This is a genomic window from Dictyobacter alpinus (genome assembly GCF_003967575.1).
Classification (GTDB): Bacteria; Chloroflexota; Ktedonobacteria; order Ktedonobacterales; family Ktedonobacteraceae; genus Dictyobacter; species Dictyobacter alpinus.
Genome location: NZ_BIFT01000002.1, coordinates 1347742 through 1368750, shown reverse-complemented (window position 1 = coordinate 1368750; position 21009 = coordinate 1347742). Strand labels below are relative to the sequence as shown.

Genomic DNA, 21009 nt, shown 5'->3' with positions numbered 1-21009 from the left:
AGCCAGCGCTCCATTTTTTATCGCTAAAATAAGCGAGTCATTTAATCTAAACAATGCTACGAACAAGACCACCATCTACCCGTAGCGCGGCCCCACTGATCGCTGAGGCAAGAGGACTGGACACGAAGGTGACAAAGGCCGCGACTTCCTCAGGTTGAATTAAGCGTTCTATTAGTGATGTGGGACGATTTTCCTGCATAAATTTGTGCTCGGCTGCTGCTGGTTTTTCATCAGGAAACAATGATTTGATGAAATCGGAGACGCCTTCTGTTTGTGTAGAACCTGGGAGTACTGTATTTACCGTTACATTGGTGCCTCTGGCTATCTCTGCCAGGCTGCGTGAAATTGAGAGCTGCATGGTTTTGGTGGCGCTATAATGGGCCATTTCGGGTGCGGGCGAGACGGCTGATTCGCTGGCAATAAAGATGATTCTGCCCCAATGTTTCTCCATCATGTGCTTCAGGTAGTAGCGACAGAGCCGCACTCCGCTCATGATATTGGTTTCAAATATTTTCTGCCACTGCTCATCGCTGGTATCGAAGAAATCCACTGCTTCAAAGATGCCCATATTATTTATCAAAATATCTATGTCTGGCTGTTCGTGAATAGCTTTTTGACAGCCTGCGCTGGTGCTCAGATCGGCTACCACGGTCACAAACGTTCCCTGTGGATTTCTGCTCTGAAGTTCTTGCAAGGTTTTCTGTGCCGATTGTTCTGAACGTCCATTGAGGATAACAAAGGCTCCTTCACGTGCGAAGGATGCGGCAATAGCTTTGCCTATGCCCATTGTAGATCCTGTGACGAGTACCTTTTTGCCTTGTAATTGTAGATCCATCATCTGGCTCCTATCAGTGATTGTGTGAGAACATCTTGTCTGATAGCACGACTGATGGCTTATGTTCGTTACTCAACCAGACGTTGGTGGCTGGTGTTTTGTCAAAGTTTGTTTGATGGGTTGTTCGCCCGCTACGCGGGCGGTATGGGGGGAGAGATGCCGGGGGCACGGCCCCCGAACCCCCAGTCAAGGGGCTTGCCGCTTGATCATGCCCCCGGCATGCTCGCTTGCATCCCCGCTTTTTAATTCAGAGAGAGGGATGTCGGGGTACTGCTCCGACTCCAGCCAAGGGGCTGGCTGCCCTTTACATCCTTTCTTTTCTAGAGTGTTATTTTGATGTATTGAGCAGCTTGATGGGCCAGACCCATGATACTGAGCATAGGATTGACTCCGCTGGCAGCTGGAAAGACGCTGCCGTCACAGACAAAGAGGCCCTGGATGCCATGGACCTGGCTATGGGCGTCGGTTACTGACTGTGTGGGATCATTGCCCATACGGCATGTGCCCATCTGGTGGGCGCTATAGACGATCAAGCGATTGACACCCAGACCATTACGTTCTAGCTGGCGATCAAAGGTGTTCCAGGCGCGTTTGCTATCAGCATCAATCTGCTGGCGTGAAAGCTGGCTACGCTTGCTTTGAATCGATACAACCTCGGTAGCGCCGGCGGCAAAATGGATGCGGGCAGCCTGACGCATACCATGTAAAAGATGTTGGCGATCAAAAACTGAGGTAACGTACTCTATGACCGGCTCTCCATGACGATCCAGGGTAATTTTGCCTTCGCCTTTGTCGCGGGTTAGAATGATGAACGTAGCGAGATGAGCTATCTTTGCCATCGTTTTGCGATAATCACGGGCGCCGTGCCAGGCTGTTCCCATGCCCAGGAGACCAGGATGGGTGGGCGGTACCTCTAGTTTATAGCCATAGCTACCATGTAAATGTCCAAATTCATCACTGTATGCCGACTGCATAACTCCCTGCCAGGGATACACTTTGTCTGGATAATGTCCTGCGATAGTGGTGGTTGGATGCAGGTGAAGGTGCTGGCCGATATGTTGATTGGTCAGACCCGAACGTAACAGTATGGCTGGTGAGTGGAGGGTTCCGGCGGCCACAATAACTGTGCGGGCATGAATCGTTACCTGATGATGTTTGCCTGTTTCAGGATCTTTAACGATAGCCTTGACGCCCACAGCTTTGTTCTGCTCAAGCAGGATCCGTTCAGCACTACAATGGACAATAATGCGGGCCCCCTGCTCATAAGCATCTTGTAAATAGGTCTTTAAAGTGGATTGTTTGCAGCCATAGCGACAGCCAAAGCCACAGGTGCCACAGCGCTGCTCACAGCCGACCGCATTGCGGCGTAAACTGTCCGCATGATAGCCAAGTGTTTTAGCTCCATCAAAGAGTAACTGATTCTGGCGATTATGCGCGCTATTGGCAGTATTGATACTGATACGCTGCTCAATAGCCGAGAAGCTTTGCTGTAAAGTGGGTCCAGTAAATACATCCTTGAGGCCTGATGTTTCTTCCCATTCGGATAAAATAGCGGGTGGAGTCCGAAACGATGTATCCCAGTTGACAATAGTTCCGCCACCTAACGTGCTGCCAGCTAGAATGGCTACGCCAACATCTTTAGTGGTGAGGGAGCCACTCTTCAGATAGAGGTCGGACATAGATTGGGCTTCCTGTAACGTAAAGTCGGCCTCACTATGATAGCCGCCCTTTTCCAGCACAATGACATTTTTGCCGGCCAGAGCCAGTTCACCTGCTACCACGCCGCCACCCGCGCCAGAACCGATTACGACCGCATCACATTCCAGGATACTATCCTGTGTGATCTCATATGGCTTGAGTGGACGTGGCACAGATGGTGGAGGCTCAGCTGCTTGATAATCCAGTGCCTCCCAGCTGGGATTATGGCCGTGTGGATCAGGCGTGGCAAAGAAGAGAAAGCCACTCAAGCGTTTCAGTACTTGATATCCCTGTCGTAGCTGTGCCAGAGAACTATGGGCCATCGCCAGTAAATATTTTTCTCGCTGCTCCTGTGTCAGTTCATTAAACGCGCCAAATTTTCCCGCCAGCAGTAATCCAGTCGCAGGACTTTGAAGTAATGCCAGCAAACGGTGAAAATCGGCCTGGGATTCCTCGTTTTCCTGTCCCAGCGTTTCCGCAATCAATAGCGCCAGATGTAAATCACTGGCTTTACTCTGATAGTACATTACCGTAGCTGGTGAGGCTCCTGGCGGGGGAGTGAGGGATGGAAAAAATGTATCACAAATAATCTCTAATAGTCGTAACTCGCTAGCAGAGAGCCAGTCTGCTCCTCTGCCTGGCCGGGTCGTGTCTGGTGAAGATGAGGTGACCTCCATGACGCCTCCTTTTGAGCTGTCATAGCTTACAAGCTGTTATCTCATTGAGCACTAACGTCAAGTATAGCATATCGTGAGATAGGCACCTGTAGCTTATGACAACTCAAATAGTCTGTTCCAGGTGACGATGCGTTGACTATTATTCCAGCACATCCCTTGGATAGAGCAGTTTGGCCTGCGCGCTTGTGGCCAGATCAATGTTACGTGTGACAAATGGTGTCTGCCGAGAGGTGGTTGCTAGAACATCACCATCGGGATCAATGATGACGCCATGGCCTGCAAATAAGTGTTCATCGACGCGGTTAGACGAGAGCACAAAGGCTCCGGAGGCAATCGCCGCCATACGGATCGCGACCATCCAGCGCTCAATATTCAGCGAAGACGCACGTGGTACCGCGATGATATTCGCTCCCTGCCGCCCATAATATCTGGCCCACTCATTAAACATTACTTCTGTACAGATCAAAAAGCCGATCTGCATATCCTGCACATGTGCCAATGAGAAATCGCGTTGATTACGATCAAACCAGTTACGCTCATAGAAATCTTCCTCATTGGGAAAATAATATTTATCGTGAATCCCTTGATATCCTTCTGTCTCAGTCCAGGTGAAGGCTCGATTAAAATGGTGTCCTTCCTCAGTCACCAGACGTGTTCCCAGAACGGTGGCTGGAGCCAGAGATAGTAACTGATCCATCATGGCATCATGTTCAGCCTGTGCTTGCTGCCAGATCTGCCCATCAAACTCAGGTGTCCTGGCAAACCACCTGACGAATGGTAACTCTGGCAAGAGCAGCAGATCACTCTGCTGCTCTTGCACATAAGCGACCAGATCTTTCCAGGCCGATACAAACGCATTACGATTATCGGGTAGTTCACAAACAGTTACTTTCATTTTTGTTTATATGTCCTCCCATGGATGAAAAAGCGTGGCATTTATTTTAAGCTCATCATACATTATCAATAAACCTCTGACCAGAGCATTTATTATGCATAATGCGTATGGGAGTCATTCTTTCCTTTAAGCATTGGGAGAAGTGGCCTGTCCATCTGGCGAATGCAGGACATGGTTGAGGCGGTACCTGATAATCTGCCTTGCCTCCTCCATCATTTCATGCACGATATCGGCGGCAGGCTTAACCTCATTGATCAACCCGGAACACTCGCCAGCGGTAAAGCACATTTCTTCCCAGTCGCCAGTGGTATCGGGAGTAGGCAGGAGCGCTGAGAACTTTGGTAGCGGCACCTCCTGGCCTCCAATGCGCGTCTGCCCGATAAATGTCGTAGGATTAGGATCATAGACAACTCTGGTCTCCTGGCCAGCCCACTCTTCAACCACACGATTACGAATAACGCGCATCGGTTGATGGGGCCACTCAGGTCCAAAGATCGTTGTGCGAACCGTATCAGCCCCCTCGGCTGCGACGATGCGCTTCTTATATTCTTCGTTGGCGTATGCTTCCTGGCTGGCCACCATGCGTGTGCCCACCCAGACCGCCTCCGCACCGAGTGCCAGGGCCGCCACTACCCCTCTCCCATCGGCGATGCCTCCTGCCGCGATAACAGGAATAGGAGCAATAGCGTCCACAACAGCGGGGATGAGCGTAAGGCTTGTTGCTGTACTACGATTGTGTCCTCCTGCCTCCGATCCCTGCGCGACCACGGCATCGACGCCACTGCGAACAGCCGTGCGTGCCTCGGCGAGCGAGCCAACCTGCATCCATACCTTTATGCCCGCTGTATGCAAACGCTGAATAAAGGTCTCGGGAGGATCGCCCCAGAAAAAGCTGACGACTGCGACCTTTTCCTCAATACATACCGCTATGTGTGGCTCGCCAATAAATGGCGTAATGAAGTTGACCCCAAATGGGCGTGTGGTCATTGACCGCGTCATATGGATCAGCGTACGTAAGTCATCGGGTGGCACCAGTGAGGCGCCCAGCGTACCCATACCGCCCGCATTAGAAACGGCGGCTACCAGTGGAGGCATTCCAATAAAGGCCATTCCAGCCGACACAAACGGCAACTCGATCCCATACTCTTCGGTCAAGCGTGTGCGTAACATCTCTTGCTCCTTCTATAGCTATGGATGCTATGGCTTTTTTTAACCTTCTTCTTATCTTACCTGGTGCTGCTGCACATTGGGTACGGCAGGAGTGGTAATAGAATAGCAGCTAAAAACATATTTCTAGTATTACTTCGATTTCAAGTTACAACCTATCAACGCATAGCACAACAATTTTATCGGTTGTGTTTATTGAGATATTGTGACCCTGATGGGAGAAACGCTTAACGACCATTAGGCGAGAAACAGATAAACCTTCTCGTAACAAAAAAATGGGTAAGATTACCGATGAGCATAACGTGCTGTTGCAGGTATATTAGGCCTATAGCAAATATGGAATGAAGAGGAATATGCAGAGCAACTGATTACACTTGAAGGAGAAGAAATATGAGTATCAAGAATCTACTTGTGCGGCTTGCAGGCATTACTACTGCCGTTATGATTTGTTTGTTGAGCCTGACAAATATGGCATCGGCAAGCGCTGCCCAACCATCATTCATCTCACCTACTGGCACGACCACAGGTTGTGCTTTTTTAACGAACAACGGGCACTTCCTTACCGCAATGAACGGAGGTGGAGGTACAACAGACTCTATTCGTACCAACGAGACGAGTATCCGGTCATGGGAGAAATTCTCCATAGTTGGCCTTGGGACCACAGGATACGCCATCCAAACGAGCAACCATAACTGGCTTACCGCTGTAAACGGTGGAGGTGTGGGTCTTGGGTCTACCGACGCCATCCATACCAACGCGACGGTCACCAGGTCATGGGAGATCTTCCAACTGGTTACCCTCTTTAGCGCCAACCAGTACGCCATCCAAACGAGCAACGGAAACTATGTCACCGCTGTAGACGGAGGTGGAAGAAAGAGCGAAACCATTCACACTGATGCGACAAGACTTGGATCATGGGAGATCTTCACGATCACCTGCGGTCACTAAGGTGAACATAATAGCTTTTGCATAAATCACATGTTATAAGGGCCAGTGGCTCCCTCCTCTTCTTTGAACCATATAAGCTTGATCCATCACACTACGAGTTACCTCGAATGTAAAGAACGAGCGTTCTGACTCCTCGTTTCTCTTCTTCCTCCTTTTGGGCACTGCAGCAGGCGGCGCCCAAAAGGAGGAAAAGGGTTTTTGGGATAAAATCGCCGCACCCCCGATTTTGGCCTTGCGAAGCAGGGCAGAGATATTTGAATTCGAAAGTATCCTGAATAGCTATGCTTTATCGCTTATACTATAGAATAGCTAGGAGCTAACGAGCGCTGCAAAGAAGCTCTTTGCTTGAGGCTTTGTGCTCAATAATTTTCTTATAGTGCTAGATTCTAGCCACCCTATCTGATATATGAGGGGCATGTTCAATGCGAGTTGACGCGTGTTTGTTAGGATAGGATATTATAGAACTGAGAGCAAAAATAGAAAGATGTAAAGGTTGAGATACTATGTTACAGAAAGTAGAACACGGTAGCATTTTCCCACGTGAAGATGGAAAGATCATAGATGAGCATTTTGGCGTTTTGAATACCGCGCAAGACGCATTTAGTCTGGCGCACATGTTCGCGCCGCCAGCCTGGCGTGAGCCTGCGCAGATCGCCGAGTTTGATGAAGTCGTCATCGGAGTCCAGGGCAAACTGGCAATCGAAGCCGACGGTCAACGCGTCGAAATTGGAGCCGGCGAAACCTGTCTGGTCAGTCGCGGTACCCGCGTCATCTACAGCAACGCCAGCGCAGAAACCCAATGCGAATACTGGTCCCTCTGCATGCCAGCCTTCCGTCCCGAACGCACCCAAATGGAAAGCTAGATAGCCCAGCCCCCGGATGAATACAATTGTGTTAACCCCATACACAACTGTATTCATCCACCCCTACCCCATGGAGGGTATCACGGCACTTATACCATCCCTGACCCATGGAGGGTATCACGGCACTCATACCATCCCTGACCCATGGAGGGTATCACGGCACTCATACCATCCCTGACCCATGGAGGGTATCATGACACTCATGCCATCCCTGACCCATTGAAGGTAGCGGGCGGCTGCGGCCGCCCGCTACCCTCAACTCCCCTACCTCGCGCCGTAGGCGCGAGCCATCAGCGAGTGACATTCTATATAATATTAGCCATTAACTGACATTAGTACCATAAAAGGGCAAAAAGTTATGCATCTCACCCCATCTCGTTGCAAAATTTAAATGAAATAATAATTTTACTGGTGGACTTGTATCACTTATTTTTATATTTAGAAGTCACAGAAGAGAGCTCAAAATCGATGAAATGGTACCCTTACGGACATGATTTTGGTAATGCCGAAATAGGTGGTGTTACCGTCATAAATGGGAAGACCGTATCGCTGAGTATACCGACCGCCTTTGCCAAAGTTGACACAACCGCATTACGCAATCTGGGTGTCAATGTCGATCAATCAAATGTGCATGTAATGCAGTTTGAGGAGGAAGAGGCGGCCTATGCAATTGGCGACCTGGCATTGCAGCAGGCAGTCGAAGTTTACCATGGACGTGGAGATATTCAACGCTATGCTAGCCGCTTCAGTTTACGTGGTCTACTCACCATTGCCGCAACTTTGATTCCTGATGCTGAATTTGGTATTTATGTTGTTACCGGCCTACCCGCTGAAACCTATATCAAAAATGCTGCCCTGCGTTCAGCAATCAAAGAATCATTGGATGGAACCTATACATTCACATTAAATGATGAATCGACCCCACGCCGTGTTGTAGTCGAACTGGCTACCGTGGTGATGGAAGGTGCGGGCGCACTGATCGCTTACAACGAGCGCTCAAGCAATAAAATGACTGAGAGCGCGGTCATTGATATTGGTGGACGTACCACCGATCTTTATGTGGCCCGTGGCCAGGTGCCCGTGGTCGAATATTGTAAAGGTAAACCAGTCGGGGTAGAAATGGCTACCCAGATGGTGATGGATTCCTTTGAGAATAAGTACGATCGACCGCTTTCCTTGTTTGAGTCTCGTGAGATCATGCATGCCTACGCGGCCCAGGAACAAGGAGAGATTGCGCGCTATCCCGAGATCTCCTCATATGGTCAGACGATTGGTCATTATGATTTAGAGCGTCTGGTCAAGGAAGCAGTCGCACAGGTTGGTAGTGAGATCGTGTCGTTTGTGGCGTCCGCCTGGCGACAGAGCGATCGTGACGCCGTTGCAGCCAGTTTTAAGCCGGTCCTTAATATTGGTGGTGGCGTCTTCTACTTTTACAGCTTCCTCAAAAAACGTATTCCTCATCTCTCCCGGCCTGATGATCCCGTGCATGCAAACTGTATTGGGTACTGCACACTGGCAGGTCGTCTCTTGATACGCAAAGTGCAGACCGGAAGTGCTACCAGCAGTAGCAATGGAAGCGCCGCCAATATTCGTATATTTTAGTTCATAGAGTAGAGAGTTTAGTCATATGACACAATCTTCATCAGAGAAATTCCTACATTTCACAGTTGGTCTGTTGAAGGACTCTGAAGCATTAGAGGCATTGAGGCAAGATGCTGTCAAGCATCATATGATTGATAATCCCGGACAACTGATAGCTTTACGTTTGACCGAATACTATGAGATGATGAATCAGGGTATTGTACAACCAGTTGTGCGTGTCCCTGCGGTTATGACCCCTGCCGCCCCTGAGGTGACACAGAAGCCAGAGGCTGAGAAACCTACACGTATGCAGCCACAAGCGCCAGCCGCGCCGCAGGCACCCACGCGTCTGGGATCCATCTCAGCGTATGAGAATGCGCCCGTACGTCAGCCAACTGGCCGTATGCGGGCAATTGTACCAGATACCGAATCAGTCGTTTCTACGTCCACCAATGCCGAGCAGAACGCTGATGATGCCGCCGACTACTGGTCAATCCTTTAAAGGATTGGTAGCAGCATCAAGCATAAAAATGGCGATCGTTACTGTTAACAGTGACGATCGCCATTTTTATGAATTGCAGCAGTACTTCAACATATTGGTTGCAAGAGTTATGTTCGTGGCTCATCTGGCACCATAATTTTATGTAAGATAGGACTGACAAACTCGCTGGCCAGACAATCCATATGAATAATATCCCAGAGCTGGCCGCGCATAAATTTGGCCTGCCGCCGCCGACCATATTCTTTGAAACCAGCTTTTTTATAGGCATGCTGGCCCGCCAGATTATATTCCCAGGTTTCAAGATTAACACTGTGCAGACCAATAACCGTAAAGGCATAATCGAGCATTAAACGCGTGGTCTCAGTTCCATAACCACGACCACGATATTCGGCTTCCCCGATTTCAATCCCAAAGCCGGCACTGCGATCGCGATAATTAATGTTATCCAGTTCGGTCCGACCGATCGGCGTCATCGTGGCACGATCATAGACGGTAAACAAGGCCGCATGGCGCACTTTTTCTTGCTCTACATCTTTCTCAAAGTAGGCTTCTATCTCCTCCATGGTGGAGGGACGAGGAATATACAGGGTACGCAGGACGGCAAAATCGTTGATCCAGCGATGGTAGAGCGGTATCAATTCCCGACGAATAGGACCCAACGCCACCTTTTCACCGACAATATTGATCACAGGCGCATCATTTACTTTTTGTGGACTATTCATGTCTCTTTAGCTCCTATACTTACTTTTAGCTCTTTTCAAGTATAGTTTATATGTCAATATTGTACGCATGTATTTGTGATTTTGATGCATATCGTTGAAAGAGTATGTGCTGTGATAGTAAAGCGTAATTGCGTTACTCGCCATTCTCGCACATTTCATTGAGGCGTCGCCGTAGGAAGGCTTGCTCGACAGTATTCTGCGTCAGACTTAATGCTTGCTGATAGGCCTGGCGGGCGGCAGACCAGTCTTTGTTGCGACGTAACAGATCGGCGCGGGCGGCGTGAAAGAGGTGGTAGTTTTGCATACTGGCTGTGTCTAATTCTGCGAGTAGTTCGAGACCCCGCTCAGGAGAACTGGCCATGGCTATCGCCACCGCCCAGTTGAGCCAGATTACGGGTGAGTTGTTATGCTTGATCAGCGCGGCATAGAGTAGCGTGATCTGCATCCAATCAGTGTCTTCAGGACTGCTGGCTCTGGAATGTAAAGCGCTGATAGCCGCCTGAATCTGATAGGGACCGGGTTTTCGAGCCATGAGGGCCTGATCCAGAATCATGATACCTTCTTGTATCTGCGCTTGATCCCATAAGCTACGATCCTGTTCTTCAAGGATGATTAGCTCTCCGGCGGGACCACTGCGTGCTTCGCGCCGGGCGTCATGTAGCAGCATCAATGCTAGCAGGCCAGCGACCTCAGGATGTTCTGCCGTATGCGGGACCTGTTGCAACAGCGATGCTAGCGCTCTGCACAGGCGTATGGCCTCACTACAGAGTTCGTTGCGCTGCAGCGTCTGGCCCTCGCTGGCGATATAGCCTGCATTGAAGATAAGATAAAGCACCATCAACACACCATTGAGGCGTTCCTCCAATTGATGGACCCGGGGTACCGAGTAAGGGATGCCCGCATCCCGAATTTTGCGCTTGGCGCGCACAAGTCGCTGGGCCATGGTACTTTCAGGAACCAGAAACGTATGGGCAATCTCTGTAGTTGAGAGTCCACCTAACGTTTGGAGTGTCAGGGCCACCTGAATATCTTGATTGAGGGCAGGGTGGCAGCAGGTAAAGATCAATTTGAGTCGTTCATCGGGAAAGAAATCTTCAGTTCCAAATGTAGTCGCATCATCGTAGAGGGTGCCCAGTAATTGAGCTTCGGCCTGTTTCTGGGCCAATACCTGCATACGGCGTAGACGATCAATCGCTTTACGCCGGGCGGTTACCAGGAGCCAGGCCGCAGGATTTGCCGGTATCTCATCCTGTGTCCAATGTTCCATCGCGCTGAGGCAGGCCTCCTGCAGAACGTCCTCGGCCAATTCGAAATCGTGTAAGTGGGCAATCAAGGTTGCACGCACACGACCGCCTTCTTGCCGAAAGATGTGATCCAGTTGTTGCTGAACATCGGTCGCCATAGTGTGCCTCCTGTAGAACATATCTACTTACCATTGATAGTATCATCACGTAAAAGGAAAAGGATATAGCCTATAAAGCTACATCCTTTTCCTTTTACGCTGGCTACAAATTTAATTCCACTCGACAATCGGGCGAATCTCGATAGAGCCATCAGTCGCATTGGGTACTTTAGCGGCAATCTCAATGGCTTCATCCAGGTTTTCTGATTGGATGATATAAAAACCGCCCAGTTGCTCCTTTGTCTCAGCAAAAGGACCATCGGTCGTCAAAACTTTGCCCTGGCGTACACGTACCGTCGTAGCGGAAGAGGTTGGATGCAGAGCTTCACCACCAAGTTGTACTCCACGCTTCTGGATCATTGAGGTGAAATCATTATATGCAGTCATCTCTGCCTGTTTTTCTTCGGGGCTCCTATTTGCTAGTTCCGCTTCGTTGCCATAAATGAGTACTAGATAGCGCATGCAGACTCCTTTTAATCCCAGGATCTTATCCTGATATTTGTACGAGGCCAACACTAATTGTTGTTCTCGTGAGAATAACGAATGGATACTGGTGAAATCGACACTTTCAATGACAAATTCGAACGAAATTTCGACTGCATCCACAAATCCTTTGTCAGACCGCCATGACAAGATGTTGCTGGTTAACTAACGTTAGTATTGTTATAATGTAGGCGGTTGAGCAATTTTATAAAGATGAAAAGGTGGGCGATTACATGGCTCTTTTTAATGAAACGCTGGTGGACGAGATTATGGCACAGGTGCGGCAGCATTATCAGGAACTTGCGGTGGTGCTGGGGATGCAGACTGGACTGGCGGGTGGGAACCAGGATACTTTGGGCGATGACCTCAGATTATTGATTCAGGTGGCTAACGGGGAATGTACGCGTTCTGTAGAGATGATGCATCAGGTTGAGTCCGCGCTGGATCGCGTGATGCAGACGTTGACGGGTAATGCTTTACAGATCCATGTACAGTTGCCGGACGCATTCTGGAAAACGGATACCGGTATTCTGCTCTCACGGACGCGCTGGTGGATCTCAGCAGACGATTTGATTACAATCAGTACTGCGGCGGCGCTGGCGTTTGGTGAGAATACCCAGGCCAATCGGATGCGCATCGTACGGGCCATGGACAAAGGTTTGCTGGAATGGGTGCCAGATCCTTCGGTAGTCAATCCGCAGCAGAATAAGCGTGTGTTGCGTCCACAGGTAGAACGCCTGCGGGATCAGCGTAGCTTGCCTGAATAGATTGTTGTTTCTACATGGCTAACGATTCCTACTTCTGCTACAATGCATAAAGATATATATTGTTATATGCTGGTAGTGTAATTCCAGAGAACGAGAAAGATCGCGATTATGACGAAGGAACGAGATCTAAAGCAGATTCGGAATGCGTGTAGCCGCTCATTGGCGGGACATTATCCGCAGCCGTTAGCAGATATTTTGCATGGGTTGGCTGAGACGGTGCGGGACGGTGAAGCTCCTGATATGTATGGTAGCGGAGAAATTATTCGGGATTTTGAAGCTGAGGTAGCTCAATTGCTTGGTAAAGAGGCGGCCGTCTTTATGCCCAGTGGTACGATGTGTCAGCAAATCGCTTTGCGTATCTGGACTGATCGTCGCCACCTGCCACGGGTTGGCTATCATCCAACTGCGCATCTAGAACTGCATGAATTTCAGGCCCCCCAACGCTTGCATGGATTAGAGACGGTATTAATTGGCTCTCCTTATCAACTTATGACCCTTAATGATCTGCAAGCCGTTGCCGAGCCGCTGGGCGCTTTGTTGCTGGAGTTGCCGCAGCGTGAAATTGGTGGACAACTTTCCAGTTGGGATGAATTGACAGCTATAATTGACTGGGCTCGTGAGCACAATATGGCTACTCACCTGGATGGAGCACGTCTCTGGGAATGTAAACCTTACTATCAGCGCGACTATGCTGAAATTGCTGGCCTGTTCGATAGTGTGTATGTCTCTTTCTATAAGATCCTGGGCGGTATTGCTGGAGCTATTCTAGCTGGACCTGCTGAGATGATTGCCGAGGCGCGTATCTGGCAACGTCGTCAAGGTGGTAATCTGAGCCGGCTTTATCCTTATGTCTTAGCCGCTCGGAAAGGCCTGACTGAACGCTTATCACGGATGGACGCCTATCATCAAAAAGCCAGGGCCATTGCCGCCGCGCTGGCTGGCTTTCCTCAGATCGAGATCTTGCCAGCCGTTCCTCAAACCAACATGATGCATGTCTTTATACGCGGCGACCGTGAGCAGTTGACCGAAGCGGCCCTCGACATCGCTGAGGAGACTGGTACCTGGCTCTTTGGACCTCTCGTGGCCACCCAACTGCCAGCCTACCAAAAATTTGAACTAACCGTCGGTGATCCATCGTTGGACCTGAGTACTGACGAAATAGTTACTTTATTTGAAAAGCTATTTGCGAAAGTAGAAGCCGCCCGTTAGCTGTATTGAAGTCTGCAGCTTTTTCATGTATTCTTTTCAGAGACTATTCAGAAGAAAGATTTTCAACCAAACGAAAGTGAAAAAACATGTCCGACGAATCCGAGATGGAAGAGCAATTTATTTCTCCTTTACAGAAGCAAGGAGAAGATAATGAGGAGCGTATTGCCCGCTTACTGCGCGCTGGAAGTGTACGCGATCTGATTACGGAGGCCCACTTCTGGTTGGGCTACTATCAATGGCATAATGACGCTGTGGAAGCGTTGCCTATTGCGATGTCGCTCTTAGAGTGTGCCTCTGAAAAATCCGTAGATTAATTGTTCACGGGTCTTGCATTTATGCTTATGTATTCAGGATGTATTATTTGTACATGCCTGAATACATAAGCATAAACTGTATATGGAAGTAGCTATGTTTGTACTATGAGAGTTGCTCTAGCGTTATCCATGCTAATTTATACACCAGTGGGGCAACTTCCTCTGGATTACGGGTCTTGCCAGCCAGACTATCAAAACATTCAAAGCTGGTGAGGGTAAAGAGTACATCAATAGCTTCTTCGGCTTTTTCAGGGGGAGGATACCCATAGCGCTCTTGTATACGTGCGACGAGCACTCCAACCCCTCTCCGCCGTCGCTCATCTCGTGAGTGAATGACCTGCTCAAATTCTGGATCCAGCCCAGCCAGGGCGCGGAGCCGCCGTGTTACTAGCCGATCGGCATGCCAGAAATGACCGAAAATAGTGATATATTGCTTCAGTGCATCACGTGGCTCTGGGAGTTGGAACGTGCCAGCCACCTGGGCCATCCCACCGTTTGCAGCCAGTGAATCACACAATGCCTCCAGTAAACCTATTTTAGAGCCAAACTGATGATAGACCGTCATGCGTGCCACATCGGCCTGGCGGGCCACCAGTTCTATTGAAAAATGGGTAAAACCATCATGAGTCATCAGTAACTCACGGGTCGTAGCAATGATACGGCTTCTGGTCTGTTCCGTGTTCGCCTGCCGTTGACCAAGTCGATATGGACGAGGACTCATAAAAAACCTTGACACCTCTCGTAATTTAATTGTATAGTCTGTATATCTAAATTAAATGAGAATTTGTATAGATTGTCTGGCTAATAATAAGGCCGTTTTGAGATTGTTGTAAAGTACCTATCCTATTCAAGGATTTATGCAGCGAAAAGGAAAAAAGCATGATGCAACGACCATTTCGTTTTGGAGTTGTTGGTGGAAGTGCCGCTTCCCGTGAGGCCTGGATTACCTATGCACGTCTGATTGAGGAACTCGGCTACTCGACCCTGCTACTGCCTGATCGGGCGCAGATGGGGCTGGCTCCTTTTGCCTCTCTGAGTGTAGCCGCGACCGCAACCAGTTCATTGCGCGTAGGTAGCTATGTTTTTTGTAATGATTATCGCCATCCCGCCATCCTGGCCAAAGAGATAGCCACGTTAGATCTGCTTTCGGATGGACGCTTTGAAATTGGCATTGGCGCGGGCGTTGGTCCTATGGATTATACGCAGATGGGGCTGCCATTTGAATCTGCTGGTGATCGTGTTGGCCGTGTTGAAGAAACGCTCACTATCATCAAGCAATACTTTTGTCAGGAGCGTGTCAATTTTAGCGGCAAATACTATACGATTACCGACCTGCCGGGACTCCCGCATCCAGTTCAGCAGCCGCATCCACCCATCTTCATTGGCAGCGCGGGCAAGCGCTTGCTCTCTATTGCTGCGCGCCAGGCCGATATCATCTCGCCGAACCTTAAATATTCGCCACAAGGAAGCGGTGCAACTGATGTATCGATGGCACAAAAAATCGATTGGCTGCGGGAAGCTGCTGGAGAGCGCTTTGAGCAGTTGGAGCTTTCCCAGGCAGTGTTTAATTATGTGATTACAGATAGCCCTGTCAAGGTCGCGCGTTTAGTTAATGGTCCACCGATGCCAATCCAGCCAACGCCGCTGAGTACCGAACAGGCTATTGAGAGCTTGCTAAAACAGCGTGAAGAACTTGGCTTCTCCTATATTCAAGTTGGTGAAAATCAGCTCGAAAATTTTGCTCCTGTTGTTGCCCGCCTGACCGGAAAATAAGCCTGCTAACCTATCCGTGGTGATGGATGGGTTAGCATTTAAGTCGATGCTGGACCGTAGATACGCAGGGCCATTTCTTCTACTGTTGCCATGACGTCCTTCAGGACTGGTTTATTGGGAAAGAAGAGGACTTCACTGGCAACACCCTGGAAGTCTTCTTCTGTGACATTGAGACCTTTGTAGACGAGTAGGAGAAGATGTGAGCAGTTGGCCGCGCGTACTTTTTCAATCTTGCGCCGCAAGTAATCGGGATGCCAGAAACCGACCAGTTCGACGAGGATACGTCGCCTCTCGTCACGATTATCGACCATGACAAAGTCGGGCACCATGACAGTATCACCAAGGACGAGTAGATCGCTTTCGCGTAGGAGCCTCCATTTGCCGCGCCGCTCGCCAATTTTAGCCGCGAATTCAGCGGCAAAGTCAGCTTCCAGGCGGCTATCAAACTCTCCTGAACGCTTAAAATGGGACTGTAAATTACTGGTATGATCCATCTGATAGTTCATTGCTCCACGACCCTGTGGTGGATACACCTCAGCGTGCATAGACCAATGCTCACAGAGGAAAAGAGCCGGCAAAAAGGCCGCCATCTGCCGTCCATAGCGCAGGGTCGCCCCCACGAATGGTGAGATAGGCCCATCAAGCTCAATGCGATAGCCTCCGCTAGATAGTGGCTGCGCAATAAACATTAATTTGAATAATTTGATGAATTTCCAGATATCTTTGTAATTATCCGCAATCTCGATTGTCAGGTGGGAGGCCCAATAGAGCACACCGCGTGCCAGTTCCAGGTTGTAGCGTGCCAGGAGCATGGTTGGGGTCCAGCTGGGTCCAGTCTCGGTCAGGAGATAGGAGGCATGGCGATCGGCAAAAAGCAATGTTTCAACATCCTCACGGGCCAGCTGAAGATTTTGCGCGACCGATTCTAGCACGCTATCACGTGAAACTGGATGCAGCATATCGCTATCAGGAAAAACAGGTCCATAAGCAAACATTGTCTCACGAACGACTGTAGGAGCGTATGTAGCCTGTACTGGTGTAAAATTCGCGTTATCCACCAGAACTTTCGCCAGGCCGCGCACAAAAATATAATCGATCCGTGCACCGATATAGGCATTCAGAGATTGTTCCCAGACTTCCTGTGAACGCCCGAGATGGGATCGGAACAGATCGATCACTTCACTGGCCGTCTTTTGTCGCTCAGGATCCTGTTGATTCACCATGGCAATGGATATATTTTTACCCTGCAAGCGTAACTGTGGCCGGATCAAGTCACTCGTTAACATCAACTATCCCCTTAGGAACATGACGGCGCTGAACTTTGCTTTCCTCGATGGTTTTGCGCGCCAAGAGCTCAAATAATACTGCTTGTTTTAACTCTTGCTTGCGTAAGATACGACCGAGTCGTTGGATGTACTCACGTTTACTGGAACTCCCACCCAATACGATGGCAATCTTAGCCTCAGGAACATCTATGCCCTCATTGAGGACTTTGGCGGTAATCAGTGCTCGATAGTGGCCCTGTTGAAACGCTTCAAGAATATGTTTTCGTTCAGCCACTCCAGTTTCATGGGTGATAGCAGGAATAAGATATTTCCGTGACAGGTTGTACGCCAGTGTATTAGACTCCGTGAAGATCAAAATGCGTTCCTGTGCATACTCGCGCAAAAGTTGCTCCAGCATAACAAGTTTCTCCTGACAGCCCTCAATAATCTCCCAGATGCGTTGCCGTGCCAGGAGCGCCTGACGCGCTTGTGGATCATACGCCGATAGTCGGAAAAGTTCCTGGAGCCAATGCGGTCCATGGCGACCCCGTAAGCGTTGTTCACGAATATATGAGCTATAAATAGCGTAGGTAGCATCATATTCTGTGCGCTCTTTGTCGTTCAGATTGACCCGAATCCGTTGCGTACGATAGTCCGCCAGTTGCTTGCCTAATAGCGAATCAATGCGTTTGGTATACACAATTGGGCCTAGCAGATCATCCAGGCGCCAGCGCTCACCGCTCTGTTCAGTATCTTCTGGATATGTGGCCGTCAGACCCAGTCGATAAGGTGCGGGTGTCATCAAGGCCGCCTCGCCCCAGGTCTTCGCCGGAAGATGATGAACCTCATCACAGATCAGTAAGCGAAACTCGTTGCCATGTTCCGCAAGCATGTCTCCGGCTGAGTGGTAGGTTGTTACTGTAATTGGCAAAACGTGCTTTTCCGCATGATAGTACACACCAATTTCGGTCTGGAACATATTTGTCAATACTACATACCATTGATAGAGCAAGCTAACCGTTGGTACCAGCACAAGCGTTGAGGCATTAACCTGCTTGATTGCATGTAAAGCAATAAACGTCTTGCCTGCTCCGGTGGGAATCACCACGCTCCCACGTTTATCTGCTGCTAACCAGGCATCCAGCGCTGCCAATTGATAATCGTGAGGCTCGCGTGGATTATGCAATGACAACTTTAGTCGTTGCCAACGTGGCACCTGATTACGGATTTTTTCTTCTTGTAGCCATGAAAGCACGAGAGGATAATGATAGGCTTCACAGCGCCAGCGCTGGTGAACGAACTGAAATGGAGCCGGCACTTTAAAATTATCGGGAATGCCCTGTAATACAAGCGTGCCGCCCAGAAAGAAGAGTGATGCTTTCATAGTTATACCATAGCAGAGCCTTACGCGCTTGTCTAGAGAGAGAAGATATATCCTTGCTGTCCTTTTTTGCTTTTCACGCCAAATCATATTCGATTTACATGTTTTCACAACTTGAGAAATTTTCCTGGAAACGCTATACTTCTCTTCACGAATAGCGAAGGAGGATTCGCAATGGGAGATACTGATTATAAGCCCGTCCTGAGTCTCTAGAATCCCCCCGATTGATGACAGATATTTTATAATATTCCTGGCCTGCTTTTGTCAGGGCTAAAATTTTATTATGAAGAGCGGACGTGTGTTGTAGACGATGATAGATGTGGTTCAAATGGAGCGGAGTTGATTTTACTTGTTGCGTAGCTGTTCCAGATAGTATGTATGTAGTATTCCAGTACAGGTCAGTTCGTACCTTGTAAAGTAAGGGATCAGCCTTAGCCTTTCTCGAAGTTGCCAGACAAGCATTGATAGCGTTTCCCGGTACTGGCCTTGTTCATTTCCTGATTGTGAACGGCCGCCTGTCTATCCTATGAGGATTCAGGAATAGATAAATATGACGTCATCGCAGGATACCGAGCAAAGGTGGCATCTGGCCACTACTGCATATTTCTAAGAATAAAGGAGAATTGGGTGTGACTAATAGTAAAACATCTCTTTCCGTTGAGGAAAAAAAATCCGCCCAGAATCAGCAGCGTCCGCATTCTCTTGAGAGAGCGCCCCGTGTCTCGACTGGTATTGCAGGTCTCGATGAAATTTTATACGGAGGTCTTATTGAAAAGCGTGCCTATCTGTTACGAGGTGGTCCAGGCTGTGGCAAGACGACCCTTGGGCTGCACTTTTTGACGGAAGGTATCGCTCGGGAAGAGCGCTGTCTGTTTATCACCATGGGTGAGCCAGAAACAGAATTACGAGCCAATGCCGAGGCACTCGGTTTTAATCTGGATCAGGTACGTTTTCTGGATCTTTCACCCAATGCCGCATTTTTCACAGAAATGCAGACCTATGATATTTTTTCTCCTGCGGAAGTCGAACGCGAGCCAGTGACCCAGCAGATCCTTGATCAGATTGGAGAGCTTAAACCTCAGCGTGTCTTCCTGGATGCGATGACCCAATTCCGTTACCTGGCTACCGATGCCTTCCAGTTCCGTAAACAGGTTCTCTCCTTTTTACGCTTCCTGGTTGAGCAAGGTGCCACCGTTGTCTTTACCTCTGAAGGCACGATTGCTGTTCCCGATGACGATCTACAATTTATGAGTGATGGCGTGATGCATCTGCATTTCAGTCCAGAAGGCCGAAGTGTTAGCGTGAGCAAGTTTCGCGGGTCTGACTTCCGCAGCGGTGACCATGCGATACGTTTGACCGATGCTGGCATGCTCGTCTTTCCGCGTCTTTCGCCAGAGGCACATAACAGAAAGTTTGTGAAGGAAACGATTGCTTCTGGTGTTCCAGAATTAGATGAACTGCTCCATGGAGGATTAGAACGGGGCACCATCACAATTTTGACTGGCCCGACTGGAGTTGGCAAGACAACGTTAGGGTTGCAGTTCATGAAAGAAGCCGCCGGACGTGGTGAACGCTCCGTCGTGTATACCTTTGAGGAAATGCAAGAGACGTTAATGCAGCGCTGTGAGTCTGTGAATATTCCAGTGCGCTCGATGGTAGAGCGTGGCACACTTTCAGTCGTACAAATCGAGCCACTCCACTTTACACCTGACGAGTTTGCGCGCATGGTGCGTACAGAGGTAGAGCATCACCGGGCATCTATTGTGATGATCGATAGTATCGCTGGCTATAGCGTATCGTTACGTGGCAGCAATGTTTCTACCCAGTTGCACGCATTATGTAAATACCTGCAAAACATGGGGACCGCCGTCATATTGGTGAACGAAGTCCAGTCTATTGCTGGAGAACTCCAGGTGAGCGATCTGGCGATCAGTTATCTCGCCGATAATATCGTCTTTTTACGCTATCTGGAACTCAAAGGAGAAATCCGCAAGGTGATTGGCGTGCTGAAGAAGCGTCTATCGAATTTCGAACGAACCTTACGTGAAATTGAAATGACGCGTTACGGCATCAAGGTGGGACGCCCGATGACAAATCTGCAAGGTATTCTGACTGGCAGAATCTCTTTTATTAAAGATGCAAACAGGGAGGAGTAATTGTGGAAACCTCCCCACGAACATTACTGCTCGTCAATCGTTTGCCACGCAATCTGCAACTGTTATCAGATTACCTGAAAAAAGAAGGCTATAATACACTTACTGCGAGCAATTATCAGGAATTTGATCAAGCGTTGACCCAGCAAGATAGCATTGCTGGATGCCTGATTGACATTGCTGGTTTTGATGCGGCGATTTGGACACGCTGTGAGAAGCTACGTGCCGCTAAGATTCCTTTTCTGATTTTTTCACCCAACCAGAGCGCAGCCGTCCAGCAGGCTAGCCTCTCTCATGGAGCCAAAGGTGTGATGTTCAAGCCGCTTGTGGTGAAGGATTTGCTTGGCGTAGTCCAGAGCATTCTGGAAGGATAG

20 protein-coding genes are annotated in these 21009 nt (G+C 49.2%); 10 read left to right on the top strand and 10 right to left on the bottom strand.

Features of this window, described 5'->3' with window-relative positions; genetic code table 11:
* Positions 1-46 precede the first annotated feature (46 nt).
* The 4 genes from EL633_RS27920 to EL633_RS27905 all read right to left on the bottom strand — a co-directional run bounded on the left by EL633_RS27920 (position 47) and on the right by EL633_RS27905 (position 5275).
* On the bottom strand, positions 47-835 hold the full coding sequence (locus tag EL633_RS27920) for an SDR family NAD(P)-dependent oxidoreductase (RefSeq protein WP_126631912.1): 789 nt from the start codon (positions 833-835) through the stop codon (positions 47-49).
* A 320-nt stretch (positions 836-1155) separates the two neighbouring features.
* Entirely contained in the window at positions 1156-3210 is a 2055-nt protein-coding gene (locus tag EL633_RS27915; protein ID WP_126630519.1) for a GMC family oxidoreductase N-terminal domain-containing protein, read from the bottom strand.
* Positions 3211-3349: 139 nt separating this feature from the next.
* The gene (locus tag EL633_RS27910) at positions 3350-4105 is read right to left on the bottom strand and encodes a carbon-nitrogen hydrolase family protein (RefSeq protein WP_126630518.1); all 756 of its coding nucleotides are present in this window, start codon (positions 4103-4105) and stop codon (positions 3350-3352) included.
* 126 nt (positions 4106-4231) lie between these two features.
* Positions 4232-5275, bottom strand: a complete 1044-nt coding sequence (locus tag EL633_RS27905) for an NAD(P)H-dependent flavin oxidoreductase (protein ID WP_126630517.1) — start codon at positions 5273-5275, stop codon at positions 4232-4234.
* A 387-nt stretch (positions 5276-5662) separates the two neighbouring features.
* Here EL633_RS27905 and EL633_RS27900 point away from each other — a divergent pair, with 387 nt between their 5' ends.
* The 4 genes from EL633_RS27900 to EL633_RS27885 all read left to right on the top strand — a co-directional run bounded on the left by EL633_RS27900 (position 5663) and on the right by EL633_RS27885 (position 9166).
* Positions 5663-6220, top strand: a complete 558-nt coding sequence (locus EL633_RS27900) for a fascin domain-containing protein (RefSeq protein ID WP_126630516.1) — start codon at positions 5663-5665, stop codon at positions 6218-6220.
* 503 nt (positions 6221-6723) lie between these two features.
* Positions 6724-7083 carry a cupin domain-containing protein gene (locus tag EL633_RS27895; protein WP_126630515.1) on the top strand — a complete coding sequence of 120 codons (360 nt, stop codon included), beginning with the start codon at positions 6724-6726 and terminating at the stop codon, positions 7081-7083.
* A 468-nt stretch (positions 7084-7551) separates the two neighbouring features.
* Positions 7552-8685 carry a ParM/StbA family protein gene (locus EL633_RS27890; protein WP_126630514.1) on the top strand — a complete coding sequence of 378 codons (1134 nt, stop codon included), beginning with the start codon at positions 7552-7554 and terminating at the stop codon, positions 8683-8685.
* Positions 8686-8710: 25 nt separating this feature from the next.
* Positions 8711-9166: a hypothetical protein gene (locus EL633_RS27885; RefSeq protein ID WP_126630513.1), complete on the top strand. Its 456-nt coding sequence runs from the start codon at positions 8711-8713 to the stop codon at positions 9164-9166.
* Between the two features lie 107 nt (positions 9167-9273).
* On the opposite strand, the gene EL633_RS27880 is transcribed toward EL633_RS27885, so the two are convergent.
* The 3 genes from EL633_RS27880 to EL633_RS27870 form a co-directional block, all read right to left on the bottom strand.
* Positions 9274-9888, bottom strand: coding sequence for a GNAT family N-acetyltransferase (locus EL633_RS27880; RefSeq protein WP_126630512.1), 615 nt, complete (start codon positions 9886-9888; stop codon positions 9274-9276).
* Positions 9889-10021: 133 nt separating this feature from the next.
* Entirely contained in the window at positions 10022-11290 is a 1269-nt protein-coding gene (locus EL633_RS27875; RefSeq protein WP_126630511.1) for an RNA polymerase sigma factor, read from the bottom strand.
* Positions 11291-11401: 111 nt separating this feature from the next.
* Positions 11402-11752: a YciI family protein gene (locus EL633_RS27870; protein ID WP_126631911.1), complete on the bottom strand. Its 351-nt coding sequence runs from the start codon at positions 11750-11752 to the stop codon at positions 11402-11404.
* Between the two features lie 254 nt (positions 11753-12006).
* On the opposite strand from EL633_RS27870, the gene EL633_RS27865 reads away from it, so the two are divergent.
* From EL633_RS27865 to EL633_RS27855, 3 genes are all read left to right on the top strand, one after another.
* On the top strand, positions 12007-12540 hold the full coding sequence (locus EL633_RS27865; RefSeq protein WP_126630510.1) for a hypothetical protein: 534 nt from the start codon (positions 12007-12009) through the stop codon (positions 12538-12540).
* 108 nt (positions 12541-12648) lie between these two features.
* Positions 12649-13749 (top strand): threonine aldolase family protein, encoded by a 1101-nt coding sequence (locus tag EL633_RS27860; protein ID WP_126630509.1) that lies wholly within the window; start codon positions 12649-12651, stop codon positions 13747-13749.
* A gap of 86 nt (positions 13750-13835) precedes the next feature.
* The gene (locus EL633_RS27855; RefSeq protein ID WP_126630508.1) at positions 13836-14063 is read left to right on the top strand and encodes a hypothetical protein; all 228 of its coding nucleotides are present in this window, start codon (positions 13836-13838) and stop codon (positions 14061-14063) included.
* Between the two features lie 103 nt (positions 14064-14166).
* Here EL633_RS27855 and EL633_RS27850 read toward each other — a convergent pair whose 3' ends face one another.
* Positions 14167-14784 carry a TetR/AcrR family transcriptional regulator gene (locus EL633_RS27850; protein WP_126630507.1) on the bottom strand — a complete coding sequence of 206 codons (618 nt, stop codon included), beginning with the start codon at positions 14782-14784 and terminating at the stop codon, positions 14167-14169.
* A gap of 158 nt (positions 14785-14942) precedes the next feature.
* Between EL633_RS27850 and EL633_RS27845 the strand changes: the two genes are divergently transcribed.
* The gene (locus tag EL633_RS27845; RefSeq protein ID WP_246039273.1) at positions 14943-15836 is read left to right on the top strand and encodes a TIGR03621 family F420-dependent LLM class oxidoreductase; all 894 of its coding nucleotides are present in this window, start codon (positions 14943-14945) and stop codon (positions 15834-15836) included.
* 38 nt (positions 15837-15874) lie between these two features.
* Here the strand turns inward: EL633_RS27845 and EL633_RS27840 are convergent, their stop codons facing one another.
* On the bottom strand, positions 15875-17122 hold the full coding sequence (locus tag EL633_RS27840) for a DUF790 family protein (protein ID WP_126630506.1): 1248 nt from the start codon (positions 17120-17122) through the stop codon (positions 15875-15877).
* The gene (locus EL633_RS27835; protein WP_161982495.1) at positions 17109-18485 is read right to left on the bottom strand and encodes a DEAD/DEAH box helicase; all 1377 of its coding nucleotides are present in this window, start codon (positions 18483-18485) and stop codon (positions 17109-17111) included. The genes EL633_RS27840 and EL633_RS27835 overlap by 14 nt, the downstream gene beginning before the upstream one ends.
* Before the next feature lie 728 nt (positions 18486-19213).
* Here EL633_RS27835 and EL633_RS27830 point away from each other — a divergent pair.
* Both EL633_RS27830 and EL633_RS27825 read left to right on the top strand, forming a co-directional pair.
* Positions 19214-20638, top strand: coding sequence for an ATPase domain-containing protein (locus EL633_RS27830; protein WP_371865601.1), 1425 nt, complete (start codon positions 19214-19216; stop codon positions 20636-20638).
* 2 nt (positions 20639-20640) lie between these two features.
* Positions 20641-21009, top strand: coding sequence for a response regulator (locus EL633_RS27825; protein ID WP_218027597.1), 369 nt, complete (start codon positions 20641-20643; stop codon positions 21007-21009).